Source organism: Arthrobacter sp. JSM 101049 (assembly GCF_041679245.1).
Taxonomy (GTDB): domain Bacteria; phylum Actinomycetota; class Actinomycetes; order Actinomycetales; family Micrococcaceae; genus Arthrobacter_H.
In genome coordinates, this window is record NZ_JBGFFC010000002.1 from 818731 (window position 1) to 839058 (window position 20328).

21 protein-coding genes and 2 riboswitches are annotated in these 20328 nt (G+C 70.4%); of the genes, 5 read left to right on the top strand and 16 right to left on the bottom strand.

Annotated features, from left to right (window positions below; translation table 11 throughout):
• Positions 1-24: 24 nt before the first annotated feature.
• The 9 genes from AB8M85_RS09015 to AB8M85_RS09055 all read right to left on the bottom strand — a co-directional run bounded on the left by AB8M85_RS09015 (position 25) and on the right by AB8M85_RS09055 (position 9447).
• Positions 25-2382, bottom strand: coding sequence for an FdhF/YdeP family oxidoreductase (locus tag AB8M85_RS09015; RefSeq protein WP_372698441.1), 2358 nt, complete (start codon positions 2380-2382; stop codon positions 25-27).
• A gap of 10 nt (positions 2383-2392) precedes the next feature.
• Positions 2393-3283: a formate dehydrogenase accessory sulfurtransferase FdhD gene (fdhD, locus tag AB8M85_RS09020; protein WP_372698442.1), complete on the bottom strand. Its 891-nt coding sequence runs from the start codon at positions 3281-3283 to the stop codon at positions 2393-2395.
• Between the two features lie 61 nt (positions 3284-3344).
• Positions 3345-4562, bottom strand: a complete 1218-nt coding sequence (locus AB8M85_RS09025) for a molybdopterin molybdotransferase MoeA (protein WP_372698443.1) — start codon at positions 4560-4562, stop codon at positions 3345-3347.
• Positions 4562-4834, bottom strand: a complete 273-nt coding sequence (locus AB8M85_RS09030; protein ID WP_372698444.1) for a DUF6457 domain-containing protein — start codon at positions 4832-4834, stop codon at positions 4562-4564. Before AB8M85_RS09030 ends, AB8M85_RS09025 begins: the two co-directional genes overlap by 1 nt.
• A gap of 23 nt (positions 4835-4857) precedes the next feature.
• Positions 4858-5619: an NTP transferase domain-containing protein gene (locus AB8M85_RS09035; RefSeq protein WP_372698445.1), complete on the bottom strand. Its 762-nt coding sequence runs from the start codon at positions 5617-5619 to the stop codon at positions 4858-4860.
• Positions 5616-6113 carry an HNH endonuclease gene (locus AB8M85_RS09040; RefSeq protein WP_372698446.1) on the bottom strand — a complete coding sequence of 166 codons (498 nt, stop codon included), beginning with the start codon at positions 6111-6113 and terminating at the stop codon, positions 5616-5618. The genes AB8M85_RS09035 and AB8M85_RS09040 overlap by 4 nt, the downstream gene beginning before the upstream one ends.
• Before the next feature lie 215 nt (positions 6114-6328).
• Complete coding sequence (locus AB8M85_RS09045; RefSeq protein ID WP_372698447.1) at positions 6329-7204, bottom strand: C40 family peptidase; 876 nt, start codon at positions 7202-7204, stop codon at positions 6329-6331.
• Between the two features lie 6 nt (positions 7205-7210).
• Positions 7211-7404, bottom strand: a riboswitch (cyclic di-AMP (ydaO/yuaA leader).
• Positions 7405-7521: 117 nt separating this feature from the next.
• Positions 7522-8421 (bottom strand): M23 family metallopeptidase, encoded by a 900-nt coding sequence (locus AB8M85_RS09050; protein ID WP_372698448.1) that lies wholly within the window; start codon positions 8419-8421, stop codon positions 7522-7524.
• A 48-nt stretch (positions 8422-8469) separates the two neighbouring features.
• Positions 8470-8646: riboswitch (cyclic di-AMP (ydaO/yuaA leader) on the bottom strand.
• 105 nt (positions 8647-8751) lie between these two features.
• Entirely contained in the window at positions 8752-9447 is a 696-nt protein-coding gene (locus tag AB8M85_RS09055) for a metal-dependent transcriptional regulator (RefSeq protein ID WP_372698449.1), read from the bottom strand.
• 180 nt (positions 9448-9627) lie between these two features.
• Here AB8M85_RS09055 and serC point away from each other — a divergent pair, with 180 nt between their 5' ends.
• Positions 9628-10749 (top strand): phosphoserine transaminase, encoded by a 1122-nt coding sequence (gene serC, locus AB8M85_RS09060; protein WP_372698450.1) that lies wholly within the window; start codon positions 9628-9630, stop codon positions 10747-10749.
• 112 nt (positions 10750-10861) lie between these two features.
• Here serC and AB8M85_RS09065 read toward each other — a convergent pair whose 3' ends face one another.
• Both AB8M85_RS09065 and AB8M85_RS09070 read right to left on the bottom strand, forming a co-directional pair.
• Complete coding sequence (locus tag AB8M85_RS09065; RefSeq protein ID WP_372698451.1) at positions 10862-11485, bottom strand: DUF3027 domain-containing protein; 624 nt, start codon at positions 11483-11485, stop codon at positions 10862-10864.
• A 2-nt stretch (positions 11486-11487) separates the two neighbouring features.
• The gene (locus AB8M85_RS09070; RefSeq protein ID WP_372698452.1) at positions 11488-11871 is read right to left on the bottom strand and encodes a cold-shock protein; all 384 of its coding nucleotides are present in this window, start codon (positions 11869-11871) and stop codon (positions 11488-11490) included.
• A 197-nt stretch (positions 11872-12068) separates the two neighbouring features.
• Here AB8M85_RS09070 and AB8M85_RS09075 point away from each other — a divergent pair, with 197 nt between their 5' ends.
• The 4 genes from AB8M85_RS09075 to AB8M85_RS09090 all read left to right on the top strand — a co-directional run bounded on the left by AB8M85_RS09075 (position 12069) and on the right by AB8M85_RS09090 (position 15003).
• Entirely contained in the window at positions 12069-12296 is a 228-nt protein-coding gene (locus AB8M85_RS09075; RefSeq protein WP_372698453.1) for a hypothetical protein, read from the top strand.
• An 87-nt stretch (positions 12297-12383) separates the two neighbouring features.
• Positions 12384-13094: a response regulator transcription factor gene (locus AB8M85_RS09080; protein ID WP_372698454.1), complete on the top strand. Its 711-nt coding sequence runs from the start codon at positions 12384-12386 to the stop codon at positions 13092-13094.
• 10 nt (positions 13095-13104) lie between these two features.
• Positions 13105-14592: a sensor histidine kinase gene (locus tag AB8M85_RS09085; protein WP_372698455.1), complete on the top strand. Its 1488-nt coding sequence runs from the start codon at positions 13105-13107 to the stop codon at positions 14590-14592.
• 120 nt (positions 14593-14712) lie between these two features.
• A complete protein-coding gene (locus AB8M85_RS09090) occupies positions 14713-15003 on the top strand; it encodes a WXG100 family type VII secretion target (protein WP_372698456.1) in 291 nt (96 codons plus the stop codon).
• 46 nt (positions 15004-15049) lie between these two features.
• On the opposite strand, the gene csrA is transcribed toward AB8M85_RS09090, so the two are convergent.
• From csrA to fliR, 5 genes are read right to left on the bottom strand one after another with little or no spacing between them, the layout of a single operon-like run.
• Positions 15050-15307 (bottom strand): carbon storage regulator CsrA, encoded by a 258-nt coding sequence (csrA, locus tag AB8M85_RS09095; RefSeq protein WP_372698457.1) that lies wholly within the window; start codon positions 15305-15307, stop codon positions 15050-15052.
• A gap of 9 nt (positions 15308-15316) precedes the next feature.
• Positions 15317-16363, bottom strand: a complete 1047-nt coding sequence (locus AB8M85_RS09100; RefSeq protein WP_372698458.1) for a hypothetical protein — start codon at positions 16361-16363, stop codon at positions 15317-15319.
• Complete coding sequence (locus tag AB8M85_RS09105; protein WP_372698459.1) at positions 16338-18389, bottom strand: flagellar biosynthesis protein FlhA; 2052 nt, start codon at positions 18387-18389, stop codon at positions 16338-16340. Before AB8M85_RS09105 ends, AB8M85_RS09100 begins: the two co-directional genes overlap by 26 nt.
• Positions 18386-19567 (bottom strand): EscU/YscU/HrcU family type III secretion system export apparatus switch protein, encoded by a 1182-nt coding sequence (locus tag AB8M85_RS09110; RefSeq protein ID WP_372698460.1) that lies wholly within the window; start codon positions 19565-19567, stop codon positions 18386-18388. Before AB8M85_RS09110 ends, AB8M85_RS09105 begins: the two co-directional genes overlap by 4 nt.
• Positions 19567-20328, bottom strand: coding sequence for a flagellar biosynthetic protein FliR (gene fliR, locus AB8M85_RS09115; protein ID WP_372698461.1), 762 nt, complete (start codon positions 20326-20328; stop codon positions 19567-19569). Before fliR ends, AB8M85_RS09110 begins: the two co-directional genes overlap by 1 nt.

A 20328-nucleotide genomic window follows, 5' to 3' on the forward strand; every position in this document is an offset into this window, starting at 1 on the left:
TACCCGCGCCGCCGCGGCGCCCGGCTACCGGGCCGGGACGGCGTCGACGGCCGGGCGCTCGCGTTCGTCGAAGATCCGGTTCGGTTCGGCCGTGTGCGCCACGAAGCTGACCGTCATGGCCTTGTAGCCGGGCGTGTTCGACTCCCGGGCGACCAGCCCGCGGTGGACCAGGGCGTTGGCCTCCGGGAAGTAGGCCGCTGCGCAGCCGCGCGCCGTCGGGTAAGACACCAGCCGGAAGCGGTTGGCCCGGCGTTCGGTGCCGGCGAACGTGGAGATCACGTCGACCAGGTCGCGGTCGGCGAAGCCCAGCTCGGCGAGGTCCTCGGGGTGGACGAGGATGACCCGGCGGCCGTTGGAGATGCCGCGGTAGCGGTCGTCCAGGCCGTAGAACGTGGTGTTGTACTGGTCGTGGCTGCGCATGGTCTGCAGGATCAGGTGCCCGGCGGGCGCCTGCAGGTACTCCAGCGGGCTGACCGTGAAGCGGGCCTTGCCGATGTCGGTGGCGAAGGTCCGGGTGTCCCGCGGCGGGTTCGGCAGCACAAAGCCGTTGCGGGTGCGCACCCGCCGGTTGAAGTCCTCGAAGCCCGGGCAGACCGCGGCAATGTGGTCGCGGATCACGTCGTAGTCCTCGGCCATGGCCCGCCAGTCCACGGCGTGGTCCTCGCCCAGGGTCGCGGCGGCCATGCGCGCGACGATCACCGGTTCGGCCAGCAGGTGCTTGGACACCGGGGCCAGGCGTCCCTGCGTGCTGTGCACGACGGACATCGAGTCCTCCACCGAGAGGAACTGCGGTCCTCCCGGGTGCTTGTCGTCCCGGTCGGTCCGGCCCAGGGTGGGCAGGATCAGCGAGGTCCGCCCGTGCACCACATGGGAGCGGTTGGGCTTGGTGGAGATGTGCACGGTCAACCCGGTGCGGCGCATCCCGGCCTCCAGAGCCGCGGTGTCGGAGCAGGCCAGCGAGAAGTTCCCGCCCATGGAGACGAAGACATCGACGTCGTCGTTTTCGAAGGCCTCGACGGTGTCCGTGGAGTCGTAGCCGTGCGCGCGCGGGCTGGTGATGGCGAACTCGGCGTCGAGGGCGGCCAGCCACTCCTCCTTCGGCTTCTCCCACACGCCCATGGTCCGGTCGCCCTGGACGTTGGAGTGCCCGCGCACCGGGCAGGCACCGGCGCCGGGCTTGCCGAAGTTGCCCTGCAGCAGCAGGACGTTGATGAGCTCCTTGAGCGTGTCCACCGAGTGCGGCTGCTGGGTCAGCCCCAGCGCCCAGCAGATGATGGTGCCCCGGGAGGCCGCCAGCAGCCCGGCGATCTTGGTGATTTCCGCACGCGTGAGTCCGGTGGCCTCCTCGGTGGCGGCCCAGTCGATCTCGGAGCGGGCCGCCATGTAGGCGTCGAATCCGTCGGTCTGGGCGGCGATGAAGTCGTGGTCCACCACGCTGCCGGGGACGCGGGCCTCCTCGGCCAGCAACAGGTGGCCGAACGCCTGGAACAGCGCCAGGTCGCCGCCGACCTTGATCTGCAGGAACTCGTCGGCGATCCGGGTGCCGTTCCCGACGACGCCTTCGACGGTCTGCGGGTCGCGGAAGTTCAGCAGCCCGGCCTCGGGCAGCGGGTTCACCGCCACGACCGTGGCGCCGCGCTTGCGGGCATCGGCGAGCGCGGAGAGCATGCGCGGGTGGTTGGTGCCGGGATTCTGCCCGACGACGAAGATCAGTTCGGCGTGTTCGAAGTCCTCCAGCGAGACGGTGCCCTTGCCGATGCCAATGGTCGGGGCCAGCGCGGTGCCGGAGGACTCGTGGCACATGTTCGAGCAGTCCGGCAGGTTGTTGGTCCCGATGCTGCGGGCGAACAGCTGGTACATGAAGGCGGTCTCGTTGGCGGTGCGTCCCGAGGTGTAGAAGACGCAGCGGTCGGCGGTGGTGGCGTTGACGTGCTCGCCGATGGTGGCGAATGCCTGCGACCAGGAGATGGGCCGGTAGTGCGTCTCCCCCTCGTGGATGACCATCGGTTCGGTGATGCGGCCCTGGTTGCCGAGCCAGTACTCGGTCTTGTCGGACAGTTCGGCGATGGAATGCCGGGCCCACCAGGCGGCGTCGGCGGTGCGGGTGGTGTTCTCCTCGGCGAGGGCCTTGGCCCCGTTTTCGCAGAACTCGGCGGGCTTGCGGGCCCCGGTGATCGATTCGGGCCAGGCGCAGCCGGGGCAGTCGATGCCGCCGCGCTGGTTCACGCGCAGCATGGAGCGCAGCGTGCGGCTGACCCCGGCCTGGGCGTAGCCGCGTTCCAGGGCGACCATGACGGCCTTGACCCCGGCTGCCGAGGTCTTCGGGGCGCCGACTTCCAGCGCATCCTCGTTGATGTCCTGTTCGGGTGCCGAGCGCTTCACGGTGGGAGTCCTACTTTCTGTTGCCGGAGGCGGTCGACACGTCCTGCGACGGGGCCGGCTGGGCCCCGGGTTCGTCGGTGTCGATCCGGTGGGGGTGGGTGTAGAGGTTCACGCTGTTGCCGCGGGCGAACGCGGCAACGGTCAGCCCGGCCTGGTCGGCCAGCTCGATGGCCAGCGACGACGGGGCGGAGACGGCGCAGAGCACCGGGATGCCCGCGAGGTAGGCCTTTTGGACCAGCTCGAAGGAGGCGCGGCCGGAGACCTGCAGGATGGTGTCCTGCAGCGGCAGGCGGCCCTCGCGCAACGCCCAGCCCACGACCTTGTCCACGGCGTTGTGCCGTCCGACGTCCTCGCGCAGGCACAACAGCGTCCCGTCGGTGTCGAACAGGCCCGCGGCGTGGACCCCGCCGGTCTTGCCGAACAGGGTCTGGCTGGCGCGCAGGGTGTCGGAGAGCCCGAGCAGCGTGCGCACGTCCACGTGGCCGGCGCCGGGGTCCAGGGTGAAGCGGCTGGTCTTGGCCACGGCGTCGATGGAGGCCGTGCCGCAGATCCCGCAGGAGGAGGAGGTGTAGACGTGGCGATCCAGCGAGGGGTCGGGGACGATGGCGCCCTCGCCCAGTTGGGCCTCGACGACGTTGAAAGTCTGGCGCCCGTCCTCGTCCTCGCCGGCACAGAAGCGCATGCTGGCCAGTTCGCCGGGATGGGCGATGACGCCCTCGCTGACCAGGAAGCCGGCGACCAGGTCGAAGTCGTCGCCGGGGGTGCGCATGGTGACGCTGAAGACGCGGCCGCCCAGCCGGATTTCCAGCGGTTCCTCGGCGGCCATGGTCTCTTCGCGGACGCGGGATCCGGCCTCCAGCGAGTACCGCACGATCCGGCGCCGCTGGGTCAGTCTGCTCACCGTGGACCTCCTTTGCTCCGCCGCCCTCAGGGCGCGGTGGAAGCGCCCCACCGGGGGTGTTTCACCGACCGTACCACGGCAGCGGGAGCCAGCCGATCCCCGCCCCGGCAGCCGTCCCGGCGGGCGGGACCACCAGCACGGCGTCGGCGTGGGCCAGCCCGCGCATCATGGCCGAGCCGGTGTGTTCGGAAGCCACCAGCACCTGCCGGTCCACGGGGTCTGCCCAGCTCGCCGGCACGAGGCGGTGCGAGTGCCCGGCGCCGCGGATCCCCTCCCCTGCCCGTGCCCGGACCGGGGACGACGGCGGTTGTCCGGTGGCCGCCGCCAGCAGCGGTTCCAGCAGGGTCACCACGGCCATCAACGCGGCCAGCGGGTTGCCCGGCAGTGCGACCAGCAGCCGGCCGCCGGGCAGGCGGGAGAGCATCGCGGGGTGCCCGGGGCGCATGGCCACAGAGCCGATCAGGGTCGTCGCGCCGAGCTGCGCCGCGGCGGGGCGGAGGTGGTCGGCTGGTGAATGCCCGGTCCCGCCGGTGCTGACCAGCACGTCGACTCCGCGGGCGGCCGGGGAGTCGAGGGCATCGAGCGTGGCCTGCCGGTCATCGCCGATGCGCACGGCGTCCACCAGGGTCCCTCCCAGGGCCTCGATGCAGGCGGGCAGCACCGGGCCGAAGGCGTCCCGGACCTGGCCGGGGGCGGGGATGCCGCTGGTGACGACCTCGTCCCCGGTGAGGACCAGCCGCACGCGCACGGGAGCGGTGACGGCCAGGACGTCGTGTCCGCCGACGGCCGCCACGGCGATCCGTCCCGGGTTCAACCGCATCCCGGCGCGCAGCAGCGACTCCCCGGCGGAGGCCTCGCGGCCGGGGGCCCGGATGTCGGCGCCGTCCCGCGGGGCGGGGTCGGCCAGGAGCAGGTTGCGGCTCGCGTCGACGGTGGCGTGCTCCTGCCGCAGGACCGTGGTGGCCCCGGCAGGAATCGCCTCGCCGGTGACGATTCTCCGGGCCGTTCCGGGGGCCAGGGGCGCCGGTTCGGTTCCGGCGGTGGCATGCGGGCGGGCGGTTGCCTCGGCGTGCCAGGGCCCGCGGCCTGACACCACCCAGCCGTCCATGGCGGAGGAGGCGTAGTGCGGCATGTTGTGCAGCGAGGTGATGTCCCGAGCGAGGATCCGTCCGGTGGCTGCGGCCAGCGGGACGGTCTCCGGGCGTGCGGTGGCAACGGCCAGGGCCCGGCCCGCGTCGTGGGACAGGCGGCGGGCTTCCTCCCAGTCGACCTCGTGCACTATTGGTCGGAGCCGCGGAGGGCGAGCAGCGCCTTGACGCGCGCATGGGCGCCCTGCATGGAGGCGGCTTCGCCGGCCATGCCGGCACCGGCCGCCAACCCGGCGGCGAACCCGGCGACGTAGGTCGTCACCGGTGCCGCCGGACGCACGATGGTGTGGGCCGCGACCCCTGCCATGCCCAGGATGTCGTCGACGTCGATGGGGGCGTCGGGGATCTCCAGGCCTGCCAACAGCTCGGCTACCCAGGCATCCAGCTCTGGTATCTCGGACATCCGTACCTCCTGTGCATTGCGGGCTAGGTGGCCCTCCCGTCGGCAGGCGGGCGGACGATGCCCGCGTTGTCGGCATCTTCCCAGGTGTCCACGTCCGCGTAGTCCACCCCGTCGAGGCTCACCCTGACTATCTGCACCTTAGCAAGCAGGCGCATCATCGAGGAGTTGGCCAGGCCCTCGCCGGGTTTCTCCGCGGCGTCGATGGCCCGCAGGAGGGCCGGTGTCTCGATGACGCAGCTCAGTGGCTGGAGTCGTCCGTCCGCGTCGACGGGGACCCACGCCGTGCCGAACTCCTCCAGGGCCAGCCCGTCAGGCTCGTCTTCGTCCGGCGCCGTCCGCGCCGCTGCCCCCGAGGGCGTTCCGGCGGGCGCCTCGGGCGGATGGTCGACCGCGTAGCGCAGGATGCCGGCGGCGATCGGGGCGGGCTCCACCAGATCGGCCGCCAGGATGAGGGTCAGCGGCGAGTGGGCACCCGGCACGGGCACCTCGCCGGCTGCCCCATCGCCGAGGGCGCGTGCCCCGGCCGCGACGGCCGCTGCGGGCCCGGCGAAGGCCGGGTATTCGCGCGTCAGCGTGATCACCTGCCCGGTATCGGCTTCGGTCGCGTACCGGGACACCACGGGGTTCAGTTCCGTGGGCCCGACGACGGCGATGCGGTGGGCTGCCGCCGTGGCCCGCAGCGCGTGGTCGAGCAACGTGGTCCCGCGGTGGCGCAGCAGGGGCTTGTCCCGTCCACCCAGGCGGCTGCCGCGTCCACCGGCGACGACGATGGCGTCGAAGTTCATGCTGCTGTTCCCGTCAGGAAATCCGACCACTCGGGTGCCGGTCGTTCGAGTTCGGTGATGAACCAATGCGGGCCGCGTGGGCGACTGGGGGTGAACCGTGGCTTCCACCCCAGTTGTGCCAGGGTCCGGTTTCCCTTGGCGCGGTTGCAGGCCAGGCAGCAGGCGATGAGGTTCTCCCAGGTGTTGGAGCCACCGCGGGACCGGGGCATGATGTGGTCGACGGTCGTGGCGGCCTTTCCGCAATAGCCGCAGCGGTGGCCATCGCGCCGCAGCACGCCCCGCCGGGTCACCGTGGCCGCCTCGCGGTAGGGCACCTTGATGTACCGGTTGAGCAGGATCACCGAGGGCCTGCCGATGGCCATCCGGGGTGTCATGACCGGCTCGCCGACCTCGGCCAAGACGCTGGCCTTGCCGGTGAGCACGAGCAGCAGTGCACGGCGGAAGCTGACCACCGCCAGTGGCTCGTATCCTGCATTCAGTACCAGGGTTCGCATCCGCGTTCCTCGTCGTGGTGTCTCCCCCGGATGGCGGTCCAAACCGTCGCCCGGGGTGCCGTACAACGTCCGTCGGGCACCAGCCTAAGCCCGGGGGCCCCGCCATGGGGAACGCCGTGGGTGCCGGTTGTGGCGTGTCCGGCTCCGGACAAGGGGCGTTAAAGCAGCGAAGCCCCCACCCAAACGGGTGAGGACTCCACTAGGGGCTTGTTCGACTAGCCGGCGTACGTGTAGTAGCCGGTCAGCGGGCCGTACGGGCTGTTGGCCGGGCGCAGGACGGTGCCGACCGAGGGGTTCTGGGCCCCGATGATCTGGCCGCCGCCGATGTAGATGCCGACGTGGCTTCCGCCATTCTGGAACACCAGGTCGCCCGGCTTCGGGTTGGAGGTGCGAACGAACTTGCCGGAGGAGCGCAGCGCGGAGGTGCCGTGCGGCAGGCTGATGCCGTGCTGTGCGTAGACGTACTTCACGAAGCCGGAGCAATCCCAGCCGCCGGGGGTCGCGCCGCCGAAGACGTACGGGGAACCCTTGTATGCCATGGCCGTGGCGGCGATGCCGGACAGGCCGGCGCTCGGGGCCGAGGCGATCTTCTTCGGCTTTTCCGCAGAGGCCACGGTGGTGGTGCCCTGCGACGACGAGGCCTGGCGGCTCTCGCGGGTCATGGCGGCGCCGGCAGCGGCCTCCTGGGCGGCTTCGCGCTCGGCGGCAGCTTCCTGGGCGGCTTCGCGCTCGGCAGCGGCCTCGCGCTGTGCGGCGCGGTAGGCCGAGCCATCGGTGGACTCGATGTCGGCAACGGAGACAGTGACCGGAGCGGACTTGGAGGTCTTCTTCTCGGGGACCTTGACGGTCGCCGGGGTCGCCACGGAGGCGCGCAGCAGGTCGGCGGCCGGGGCCTTGTCGGCCTCACGGACTGCCGTGGCACCCTGGGCGGGAACGCCGAGCGTCAGGACGAGGCCGGAAGCGGCGGCGATGACGGCGGCCTGGCGGCCGACGGAACCTGCGTTGGAGGAAACAGCCTTGGAGATCGACTCCAACGGGTTGGTGCGAACAGGGGTGGCGCGGTGCCGGCCCAGAGCTTGACGCTTGGTCATAAATTGATTACCTCTCCCAATGCCTACGAGGTGAGCTGTCGGGTTCGAGTGGGAGTCACTCGGTGTCCTGTCCGGTGAGCCGGACCGGGACACTTAACCCCTAGGACCCTTGCGGATCCGGAATGTGGTTCCCCCGCTACTGCCAAGCGATTCTTTGCGAACGGACCTCGGGCAGTGGCAGTATTCGGCAATCTGCCCGAGTGCGCCCGACCCCTATGCGGTCTGGCACGACGACAACTTTATCTGAAATGTTTGTAAAAGTCACGTTCCGGTCACGAATCGGTTATTTCCCGATCACGGACCGTGATCGTGGGCCCCTAGAGCCACCCGGCGGGGTTCACGGCATCGCCATTGACCAGCACCTCGAAGTGCAGGTGGCAGCCGGTCGAGTTCCCGGTGGTTCCGCTCAGGGACACCACATCCCCGCGCTTGACCTGCTGCCCGACGGAGACCTTCAGGCTCGTGTTGTGGTTGTAGGTCGTCTCGAGCCCGTTGCCGTGGTCGATGCGCACGCGGTTGCCCGAGTGCCCGGCCCAGCCGGCCTGCACGACGGTGCCCGAGGCGGCCGCCTTGACAGGGGTTCCACAGGCGACGCCGTAATCCTGGCCGATGTGGACCTGGGCCCCTTCGCCGGTCGGATTCGCCCGGGCGCCGAACGGCGAGGTGATGCGGACGTGGTTGAGCGGCTGGGCCAGAACGCCATGCGTGTCGATGGTGCTGATGTCGCCACCGGAGGCCGACATCAGGTAGCTGAGCTGGTCGTCCTTGGTGAAGCTGCTGGTCACGGAGGCCTTCACCATCGAGAAGTCCTCGGTGGCCGGCACGGTGACGTCGGCGACACTGGCGGCGGACTGGTGGGCGACGCGTTCGGCGTCGCTTCCGCTCCCGGTCATCGTGGGGTAGGCAACGGCCAGGGCCAGTCCCGACACGGCCGCAACGGCGGCAAACCGGTGGCTCCACGCCAGGGCCGGGCGGCGGGGCGAGCCCTCGCTGGGGGCGTGACGGTGTGCGGCGGACCGGTCCGGGGCGGCGGCCAGCTCGGGGGCAGCCGCGGACTCGGGGACAAAGGCCAGCGCAGGAGCTTGCGGTTCCGCAGCGGTGGCGGCCACGGCATCCGCGGCCACGGGGGTCGCGGGCGGCGCATAGCGCATGCCGCCGGCGAATCGGCGCGCTACGTAGCAGGCGTCGTCGGTGTCCGCTGCGGGTGCGACGGCCATGCGAGCCATGGCGGCACGGCGGCCGGAACGCTTTTGCTCTGTCAAACGGTGACCTCTCATGGGCGCCGGCGGAGTTAGCTGTCGGATTCGGGCCGGTCAGGCCCGGCCGCCTGCAGTGGGACCTGCAGCGCGGCTTCACCCCGAGGCGTCCGGATGCCGGGATGCCCGGGCATGGCGGACCGCCGGAAAAATGGGTTCTCCACCCCTGCCTGACAAAAAACGAACGGACCCGTTCCGCAGGCAGGGCTAGGCGGTCGGAAGGGGTGAAGGGGACGAAGCCCCATCTGTTACCAGAGTACCGGAATCAGATACAAAGTAACAATCCCGTTATCAAATCTGGCGGGCGACAAACACGTGCGCACTGACCTCCACGGGCAGCTCCAGGGCCCCCTCGATCCCCTGCACCCGCACGACGACGTACTCGCCGGCGCGCTCCAGGGTGACCTGTGCACCCGGGCGGATTCCGCCGTCGTTCAGTTGGGCCAGCAGTTCCGGATCGACCTGGATCGCCTCGGCGAGGCGTTCGACGGCGACCGGGCCGGTGTTGCCATCGCGCAGTGCGGCATCCAGGTTCTGCACGCCGAGGGCGAATTCGTGGGCGGCCGGGCCCCCGAGGATCTCCAGGCCCGGGATCGGGTTGCCGTAGGGCGAATCGGAGGGCTTGCCCAGCAGATTGTAGAGGCGCTTCTCCACGCGCTCGCTCATGACGTGTTCCCAGCGGCAGGCCTCGTCGTGGACGTACTCCCATTCCAGCCCGATGACGTCGGCCAGTAGGCGCTCGGCCAGGCGGTGCTTGCGCATCACGGAGGTGGCCCGCTCGCGGCCGGCTGCCGTCAGCTCGAGGTGGCGGTCGGGGGTCACCACGACGAGTCCGTCACGTTCCATGCGGGCCACCGTCTGCGAGACGGTCGGTCCGGAGTGGTCCAACCGCTCGGCGATGCGCGCACGCAGGGCCGTGATTTCCTCTTCCTCGAGTTCCAGAATGGTCCTCAAGTACATTTCCGTGGTGTCGATCAGATCTGTCACTGCGTGGCACTCCTGTAGGGCGGGGCGTTTGATGGTGAACCCGTGACTCCAACTCTACCTGCGTTAACAATGCCGTCGGCTTTCGGCATTCCCCCCGTGCGTGCGCGAGCATGGAACCCGGGCGTTGCCTCCCCCGGAGCGCGTCCGCACGCAGAATCCACCCCATGGCAGGAGCAGAACTTGACCGATTCGCTGAGCATCCCCGCATCCCTTCTCCCGGCGGACGGTCGCTTCGGAGCCGGCCCCTCCAAGGTCCGCCCCGGGCAGTTGCGGGCCCTCGCCGCGGCCAACCCCGCGATCCTGGGCACCTCGCACCGCCAGGCACCGGTGAAGAACCTGGTCGGCAGCATCCGCGACGGGCTCTCCTCCTTCTTCTCCGCCCCCGACGGCTACGAAGTCGTCCTCGGCGTCGGCGGCTCCACCGCCTTCTGGGACGTGGCCACCTTCGGGCTGGTCGACCAGAAGGCCCAGCACCTCTCCTTTGGCGAATTCGGCTCCAAGTTCGCCAAGGCCACCGACAAGGCCCCCTTCCTGCAGGCCTCCTCGATCATCACCTCCGACCCGGGCACCCGGCCGGACGCCGACGCCGAGGCCGGCGTGGACGTCTACGCCTGGCCGCAGAACGAGACCTCCACCGGCGTGGCCGCCCCGGTGCGCCGCGTGGCCGGCGCCGACGAGGGCTCCCTGGTGCTGGTCGACGCCACCTCCGCCGCCGGCGGGCTGGCCGTGGACGTGGCCGAAACGGACGTGTACTACTTCGCCCCGCAGAAGAACTTCGCCTCCGACGGGGGCCTCTGGCTGGGCCTGTTCTCCCCCGCGGCGCTCGAACGCGCCGAACGCATCGGCGCCGGCGGCCGCTGGATCCCCGACTTCCTGGACCTGCGCACCGCGATCGACAACTCGCTGAAGAACCAGACCTACAACACCCCGGCGCTGTCGACGCTGGTGACCCTGAACGACCAGATCGAGTGGCTCAACGGCCAGGGCGGCCTGGACTGGGCGGCGGCCCGGACCGCCGATTCGGCCCAGCGCGTCTACTCCTGGGCCGAGGCCTCGCCGGTGGCCACCCCCTACGTGGTCAACGCCGACGAGCGCTCGAACGTCATCGCCACCATCGATTTCGACGACTCCGTCGATGCCGCCCACGTGGCCCAGGTCCTGCGGGCCAACGGCGTGGTCGACACTGAGCCGTACCGCAAGCTGGGGCGGAACCAGCTGCGCATCGCCACGTTCGTGGCGATCGAGCCGGACGACGTCAGCGCGTTGACCGCCTGCATCGACTACGTGCTGGAGAACCTCTAGCAACACCAAACGCAACGGGCCGCGGCGCCCCCACCTGGCGTGGGGTGCGCCGCGGCCCGTGGTGCGTTGCGGGTCGGCGTGCGGGGTCGGCCGCTGGGCCTGGTTTGCGGGGCTACCGGCGGCGGCGGCGGGAGCGGCTGCGCCGGGGCGCGGCCTCGGCCGCCTGTTCGGCGTCCACCAGTTCCGCGTCGTCCTCGACGACTTCGTCCGGCTCATCGGGGCTGGCAGCGGTATCGACGGTCTCGACGTCGGTGCCGGCTTCGGCGGCGGGGGCCTCGGAACCCGCGTCTGCGGCGGCATCGGCGCGGGTGGGGGCACCGTCGTCGTGCGTTGCCTCGGATGTTTCCGGGGACGGGTCCTGCGTCGGCTTCGCCGATTCGGTGCCGTCCGCAGCGGCGGCCTCGGCAGCCTGCTGGGCTTCGCGTTCCTCGGGACGCACACGGTCTGCCCAGGGAACCCAATCGGGCGCGAGCAGGGCGCCGTCACCTGGCAGCAGGCCAGTCTCGCACACGGTGGGGACCTTGCCGCGCGGGACGCGTGCCAGGGTCACGTACCAGTTCCATCCGGCGTAGCCTGCCAGCTTGGCCTCGAACCGGTGGGTGAGCACGCGGTCCGCATCGGCGGTGGCCCCCAGGTGCGCGCCGACCTGGCTGGCGTCCACGGTCCCGAGCAGCGTGCTGCGGGCCAGGTCGATCCCCGCGCCGAGGACTGCGTCGAGTTTCGGTGCCCGGGCCATGATCAGGCGTCCAGGTCGTCGGCGACGCGGCGCAGGACGGCTGCGATCTTGGTGGCGTGGGCCTTCTCCGGGTAACGGCCCTTGCGCAGGCCGTTGGAGACGCTGTCGAGCACCTTGATGAGGTCCTCGATCAGCACGGCGGTCTCCTCCGCGGGCTTGCGCTTGGCGCGCACGACCGACGGGGCGGCGTCGACGATGCGGGCCGACAGCGCCTGGGCGCCCTTGCGGCCCTGGGCGATGCCGAACTCCATCCGGGTGCCGGCGCGGACCTCGGAGGTCCCCTCGGGCAGCGCCGAGGCATGCAGGTACACCTCCTGCCCGTCGTCGGCCACCAGGAACCCGAAGCCCTTCGAGGCCTCAAACCACTTCACTTTGCCGAAAGGCACTGCACTTACCTCAGTTCTCGCGTACCGGCGGCGCCGGGCCCGGTGGCCGCGCCGCGTGTGGATTCCCGGCCCGCCCCCGTACCGGCTGCGTCTGCGCGCGGGTACGGTCGGGCCGGGGAAGTCTATTCCCCTAGGGTACGGCATGGGCGCGATGCCACGGACTTTGTGCGCCGTCACGACGCTGATATTTTGACGGGGTGAATACCGCCGAAGCCCCTGCCACCGTCCAGCACGTCGTCACCGTCCTGGCCGCCACGCTCGCGGTGGTCTCGATCCTGTCGTTGGCGTTCGTGCTGGTGCAGTACATGGCCGGGGCCACCCCGTTCACCGCCCTGGTGGCGGTGGGCCTGTACGGGTTGCCGGTCGCGTTCCTGCTGTTGATCGCCCTGCTGCTCCTGCGCATCCGGACGCGCCGCCACAGCTGAGCCACCCCGCCGCACAGTCCCCCGGAGCGCATCCTCGCACAGCCGACACCCAGCGGACTCCCAGACTTTGCACGCACAATGGCTGGCATGACTGACAAACCAGCGGAAGCCCGGCTCCTGGTCGTCGACGACGAGCCCAACATCCGCGAACTGCTGTCCACCTCCCTGCGCTTTGCCGGGTTCGACGTCGTCGCCGCCGCCAATGGGCGGGAGGCGTTGGCCGCCGTCGAAAAGGAACTTCCCGACCTGGCCGTCCTGGACGTCATGCTGCCGGACATGGACGGGTTCACCGTCACCCGCAAGCTCCGGGCCGCAGGACGCCACTTTCCCGTGCTGTTCCTCACCGCCCGCGACGGGACCGAGGACAAGGTCCAGGGCCTGACCGTCGGCGGGGACGACTACGTCACCAAACCCTTCAGCCTCGACGAGGTCGTGGCCCGCATCCGTGCCGTGCTGCGCCGGACCCAGCCGCTCGACGAGGACGACGCCGTCATCCGCGTCGACGACCTGGAACTCGACGACGATGCGCACGAGGTTCGGCGGGCGGGCGAGATCGTCGACTTGTCCCCCACGGAGTTCAAGCTGCTGCGCTACCTGATGATGAACCCGAACCGGGTGCTGTCCAAGGCGCAGATCCTCGACCATGTCTGGGAGTACGACTTCAACGGGGACGCCTCGATCGTGGAGTCCTACATCTCCTACCTGCGGCGGAAGATCGATGCCCGCGAGGACTGGCCGGCGATGATCCAGACCAAGCGCGGGGTCGGCTACCTCCTGCGGTCCGCCGACCGGCGCTAGGCCCTCCCGGGTGCGCTCCCTCCCCCGCCTGTTGCGGCAGGTCTCGCTCCGCTCCAAGCTCGTGGCCCTGATGGCCACGTTGATGATGTGCGGGGTCATCGTCACCGCGATGGCGGCCTCGGCCTCGCTGCGCCTGACGCTGCAGGAGCAGATGGACGGGGACCTGAAGGACAACTCCATCGCCCTGGCCAACATCATGTGGTCGTCCTGGAAGAACCAGGAGACGCCCAGCGAGGGCGCGACGCTGGAGTTCAACCGCTTCCGCGGCACCCTGCGCGACAACGACGGCAAGATCCTCTACGAGCTGCCCCACCCCAAGCACATCGACGCCCCGGTGGTCCCGACCATGACGATCGACCAGGTCCGCGACCTTACGTCCCCCACCATGCAGGTCCCCGGCACCGAGCCCGGCTCGGACGGGTGGCGCGCCGGGATCTACCAGCTGGGCAACCAGAGCGGGTACATCGTCGTGTCCCTGCCGCTGGACTCCACGATGGGCACCGTCGACATGGCCACCAAGCTCGTGGTCACCAGCGGCACGCTCGTCACCCTGGTCATGTCGATGATCGCCTACGGCATCACCGGCCGGGCCTTGCGCCCGCTGGTGCGGGTCGAACGCACCGCCGCCGCCATTGCCGCCGGGGACCTCTCACGCCGTGTCGAGGAGTATCCGCCCGAGACCGAGGTCGGCCGGTTGTCCCGGTCGCTCAACGCCATGCTCACGCACATCGAGCACGCCTTCCGCGGCCGCGCCGCCTCCGAACGCAAGATGCGTCGGTTCATCCAGGACGCCTCGCATGAACTGCGCACCCCGCTGGTGACCATCCAGGGCTACTCCGAGCTCTACCGGCACGGCGGGGTCACCGGCGAGGAGCAGATCGGCACGGCCATGGGCCGGATCGAAGGCGAGGCCAAGCGCATGGCCCAGCTCGTCGAGGACCTGCTCACGCTGGCCCGCCTGGACGAACAACGGCCCCTCGAGCGCCGGCCGGTAGACCTGCTGATGCTGGCCGCCGACGCGGTCGAGGACGCGCGGGTCAATGCCCCGGACCGCGAGGTGGCCCTGGTCGGGCTGGACGGCCCGCAACCGGGCAGCGCGCCGAGCAGCGGTGACGAGCTGCGCTTGCGCCAGGTCGTGGGCAACCTGATGACGAACGCGCTGCGCTACACCCCGGCCGGTTCGCCCCTGGAGGTGGCGGTCGGGGTCCTGCCCGTGATCGACGGACGTTCGGATGCCGTCCTGGAGATCCGCGACCACGGCCCCGGCATCTCCGAGGAGGACGCCTCCCGCGTGTTCGAGCGTTTCTACCGGGCCGATAGCTCGCGACAACGCGAAACCGGCGGAACAGGGCTCGGCCTGGCGATCGTCGCCGCCATCGCCGCCCAGCACGACGGGTCCGTTCGGCTCACCGAGACCCCGGGCGGTGGTGCCACCATGGCCATCCACCTGCCCCTGGTACCCGGGGACCCGTCCTCCACAGACGACGGCGACGCCTGAGTTGTCCACCCACTGACAGATCGCGCCCCACACCGGGTGCGCCACGGGCAGGATCGTGGGGGAACACCACACGGCGTTCCGGCCCGCACCGGCGGGCCGTCCGGGGATGAAGGAGTGGACATGGGCAGCTTTGCGGCCAATACCGACGACATGCGTGGACGGGCCCAGGCCGTCCAGGGGACCATCGAGCGGCTGCGCTCAGAGGTCGACACGATGCAGGCCGGACTGCGCGACCTCGAATCGTCCTGGCACGGGGCCGCGGCGTCGAACTTCCAAGCCGTGGTCGCCGATTGGCGGGCCACCCAGCTGAAGGTCGAGCAGTCGCTGACGGGGATCAACACGGCCTTGGCGCATGCCTCGCAGCAATATGACGAGGCCGAGGCAGCGAACGCCCGCATGTTCACCTACTGAGGTCTACCGCCGAGGTGCCACACGTCGGGCTGCCACCGGTGGACGGCTACCGGTCCTCGCCGTCCGGGCCGCGCTGGAACCCCAGCAGGGCCCGCAGTTTGTCCTCGGTGCCGGGATCTGCCGGCCGGGAGGCCTCGACGTTGGCGTCGGAGACGGCCGCGACGACTTCCTGGCGCTGGATGCGCAGGCCGCGTGGGGCGTCGATTCCGACCTTCACGCTGTCTCCGCGCACCTCCAGGACGGTCACGACGATGTCGTCACCGATGAGGATCTGTTCCCCGGCCTTTCGCGAGAGTACTAGCACCCCGCCATCCTAACGTGCTCCCGCGTGCGGCGGCTGGTCGATCTCCCGCCAGGGGATGCCCAGTTCCAGCACGGTGTCCGGGCTGGCGGTCGTAGACCGCCCGTGGACGGCCACGGCATCCACTGGGCAGACGGCATCGATCGCCTCCACCCAGGCCCGCGTATCCTCGCTCTTGCGCCCCGCATCGATGCAGACCCACAACTGGTCTGCCGCGAAGACGTCGACCTCCTGGACCTGCGTTTCCAAGTCCACTGCGTGGTCGAGCCCATAGGCGATGAACACCGGCTCCCCCGTGCGGACCCCGGCAGCCTGGGCCTCGACCCGGCCGATCCGGTCTCCGATGCGCAGCGCCTTCGTCGCCGTCGACCCGGCGCCGGGCGCCACGTTCGACGCCCCTGACTGGTGGATCGGCAGGCCGGGTCCGGCCAACGCGGCCGCGGCCCGGTGCGCATCGGCGCCCAGGCCCACGACGAGCACCAGGTCGCCGGCGCCGTGCAGGGGAGCCGGCCGTACCGGCCGATGCCGGGCCGGCGTGGGGACGTCCTGGTCGGCTGGTGCCACCGCCACCCGCGCGGCCCGTGCCCCGCTCGAGGGCTGGGCGCCGAAGGTCAGATCGTCCATGAGCCGGTCGAAATCCGCCGATTCGGTGGACACCCCCGGTTCCGTGCGCCCGTTGACGTGGGCTTCATCGACGTCGGCTTCGGCGAGCAGGGCGACCAGCGCGGTGCGCTCGGGCAGCGGCTGGTGCGGTTCGGCCGCACGGCGGCCGCGGGGTCGGGGCGTTGATTCCCCGTCCGTGTCATCGACGGCGACGACGGCGCGTTCGGGAAGGTTCGCCGGGTCGGCGTCCGCGTCCGCGTGCCCACCGCCACGCCGAGTTCCGGCGGGCACCTCCACCACGGCCTCGATGTGCCGGCGGGACAGGAAGCCGCCGAGGCCCCCGACCGTGACACGTTCTGCCGAGACGATGCGGGCCTCTGGCCCGTAATCGGCCCTGACGCGTTCGCGGAGTTCCTCCAGGGAGCCGGCCTCAAGCTGAAATCTGGTTGGTTGCACGCACCACTCCCACGGTTTCTATTTCCGCTCCCCCCGCCGTGGCCTCCTGGTAGGACAACACCGGCAAACCGCTGGCCAACGGGGCCACCAGGCGTTGGATGGCCGGGCGCAGCGCCGGGGCACACACCAGGACCGCCGAGAGCCCCCGGTTGCCGACTTCGGCCAGCGATTCCTTCACCCCGGCATGGACCTGCTCGAGCCGCGTCGGGTCGAGCAGGATCTGCGTGCCGTGTTCGGAGGGCCGCAGCCCCTCGAGCATGCCCTGCTCCAGGGCCGGGTCGATCATGATCACCCGCAGGGTCCGCTCGTCCAGGTGCCCGGCAGCCAAGGCGGGGCCCAGTGCCTGGCGGGCCGCTTCGATGAGCCCCTCCGGATCCGTCGAGGACTTGGCCCGCAGTGCCAGGGCCTCGTAGATCCGCTGCAGGTCGTTGATGGGGACCATCTCGGCCAGCAGGCCCTGCAGGACGCGCTGGACCTCGGCCAGGCTCAACAGCCCCGGAATCAGCTCGTCGACGGCCGACGGGTTGATCTCCTTGATGCCATCGGTCAGCACCCGCACGTCCTCACGCGTGAGCAGCCGGGCGGCATTGGACTGGACCACCGAGGAAAGGTGGGTGACGACGACGGAGACCCGGTCGATGGTCGTGGCCCCGGCCATCTCGGCGTTGTGGCGCAGTTCGGCGGGGATCCATTTCCCGGCCAGCCCGAAGACCGGCTCGACGACGCTGGGTCCGGGCAGTGCTTCGAGGTGGTCCCCCAGTGCCAGGATCTTGCCCCGGGGCGCCTGGCCGCGGCCGGCTTCGACGCCGGCGATGCGGATGACGTAGGTGGACGGCGGCAGGTCCACGCTGTCGCGGGTGCGCACCGGCGGAAGGACGATGCCCAGCTCGTTGGCGATGCGCCGCCGCAGGGCGCGGACCCGGGCCAGCAGGTCGTCGCCGCCGCCGTTGACGATGTCGACCAGGTCCGGGGCGAGCTGGACCTCGAGGGCGTGGACGCGCATCGCCTCGATGATGTCCTCGGTGGTTTCCTGTGGCGCCGCCGTGACGGCGGCCTGCTCCGAGGCCTGCTGGGCTGCCTGCGCCTTCTCCTGGGCCTTCACCCGCTGGGAGACGAAAATCAGCAGCCCGCCCACGAGCACGAACGGCAGCTTGGGCATGCCCGGAACCACGGCCAGGGCGATGGCCGCCGCCCCGGAGATCATCAGGGCGGTCCGCGACTGCGAAAGCTGGGTCGAGGCGGTGGAGCCCATGTCGGATTCGGCGTTGGAACGGGTGACGATCATGCCGGTGGACACGGCCATGAGCAGTGCCGGGATCTGCGTGGCCAGGCCGTCGCCGATGGTCAGCAGGGCATAGGTGTTCAGGGCCTCGCCGACGTCCATCCCGCGCTGGAGCATGCCGATGGCGATGCCCCCGACGAGGTTGATGACGATGATGACGATCCCGGCAATGGCATCGCCCTTGACGAATTTCGAAGCACCGTCCATCGCCCCGTAGAAGTCGGCCTCGGCGGCGACCTCGGCCCGCCGCTCGCGTGCCTGGGTATCCGTGATGAGCCCGGCGTTCAGGTCCGCATCGATCGCCATCTGCTTGCCCGGCATGGCATCGAGGGTGAAGCGCGCGCCGACCTCGGCAACGCGTTCGGCGCCTTTGGTGACGACGACGAACTGGATGACGACCAGGATCAGGAACACCACGAAGCCAATGATCAGGCTCCCGCCGATGGCGATATGCCCGAAGGCGGCGATGACTTCGCCGGCGTACCCGTTGCCGAGCACCAGCCGGGTCGAGGCGACGTTGAGGCTCAGCCGCAACAGGGTGGCCACCAGCAGCAGGGACGGGAAGACCGAGAAGTCCAGGGGCTTCTTCACGAACATCGTGTTCAGCAGGATCACCAGTGCCAGCAGGATGTTCACGGCGATCAGGCCGTCCAGCAGCAGTGCGGGGACCGGCACGATCAGCAGCAGGATGATGCCCACGACGCCGAGCGGGACGGCGAGCTTGGCGAGTGTCTGGAAGTTCATCGGGATGCCTTCTCGGTCAGGGGTCGTGGCGGCAGGGCCGTGGGGTGGGCGGGTGGGGTCCGGGTGGGCTGGTCGGGCGGGTGCCCGGTGCGCTGTGCGGCCGGGTCGGGCACGGTGTGCACTCCGGCGGCGTTGCCCCGGGTCTTCAGGGCCATCACGAAGGCCAGGACGACGGCGACCTGGCCGTAGAGCTCGACGGGGATCTCCTGGCCCAATTCGCAGCCGGCGTGCAGCACCCGGGCCAACGGGATGTCGCGGACCATGGGCACGTGCTTGTCCTGGGCTTCCTCGCGGATGCGGGCGGCAATCGTCCCGGCCCCCTTGGCCACCACGCGCGGGGCCGACTTGCCCGGCTCGTAGCGCAGCGCCACGGCCACATGGGTGGGGTTGACCAGCACGACGTCGGCATCGCCGATCGCAGCGATCATGCGGTTGCGGCTCATGGCCAGCTGGCGCGAACGGCGCTGGGACTTGATCAGCGGGTCCCCGTCGGTCTTCTTGCCCTCGTCCTTGACTTCCTTGCGGGTCATGCGGGTGTGCTTGCGGTTGCGCCGGCTCACCACGATCAGGTCCACCGCAGCCAGGACGAGCCCGGCCAGTACGGAGGCCTGCAGCAGCGAGGCGGCCCCGTCGGCGGCGGATCCCAGCAGCGAGGTCAGCGGGAGCAGCCCGGAATGCAGCAGCAGCGGCATCAGCCCGGAAATCACGACCCACAACACCAGCCCGACGACGGCGATCTTCAGGAAGGCCTTGACCCCCTGCCAGACGGCCTGCAGGCCGAAGGTCCGCTGGAAGCCGCTGACCAGGTTCAGGTTGGAGGCGTCGAACTTGAACTTGCGGAAGTAGATGCCCCCCTGCAGGGCCGCGGCGCCGGCGACGACGATCAGCACGGCGGCCAGCATCGGCATCAGCGTCCCGGACAGCGACCCCAGGCCCGCATCCAGGGCGGCCAGCACACCCGCGGTTTCGGGCTGGTCGATCACCGAGGTGACGGTTTCCAGTTGGCGGCGTCCGGCCTGTTCCCCGGCGGCCAGCACGGTGGGGACCATCAGCGCCGCGGCGCCGATCCCCAGCCAGGCGGTGAGGTCCTGGGACCTGCTGGTCTTGCCCTTCGAGCGCACTTCCTTCATGCGCTGCGGTGTCGCCTTTTCGGAGCGTTCCCCCGAGTCCTCGGCCATCAGCCCATCACCGCCCGCAGGGCCTCGAGTCCGGAACGGACGAGTGCCGAGACGACGGCGGGAAGCACCACGAACACGGTGCCGGCCAGGGTCAGCGTCAGGATGATCTTCAGCGGGAAGCCCATCGCGAAGGCGTTCAAGGCCGGTGCGGCGCGGGTGAGCAGGCCCAGTCCGATGTCGGCCAGGAAGAGCACCACCAGCAGCGGCCCGGCGATCTGGACCGCCGAGAGGAACATGTCGGTCAGCCCGCCCACGGCCTCCTCGGCCACCGCGTCCAGGCCGATGCCCGCACCCAGCGGCATGGCGTCGAAGGAGCGGAAGAGCCCGGAGAGCACCAGCTGGTAGCCGTCGGAGGCAACGAGCAGGGCCAGGGCGGCGAAGTGGAACAGCCGGGTGAACTGGGCGCCGTTGACCATGGACTGCGGGTCGAAGGCCTGGGCCATCTGGAATCCGCCGAAGAGGTCGATCAGCCCGCCGGCGGCCTGGACGGCTGCGAAAAGCAGCATGACCAAGAAGCCCAGGGCGGCACCGGCGAGCAGTTCGAGGACAAGTGCCCCGAAGTAGGCGGCGGTGTCCAGGGGCACGTAGTCGGCCACGACGCGCGGGGAGACTGCCAGGGCCAGCCCGACGCCGATCATCGCCTTGATCCGCGCGGGGATGGAGTTGTGGGAGAACGGCGGGGCGATGACGATGAAGGCCGTCACGCGCACGGCGGCCAGCATCATCGCGGCGAGCCATTCCAGCGGCAGGGTCGTGGCCAT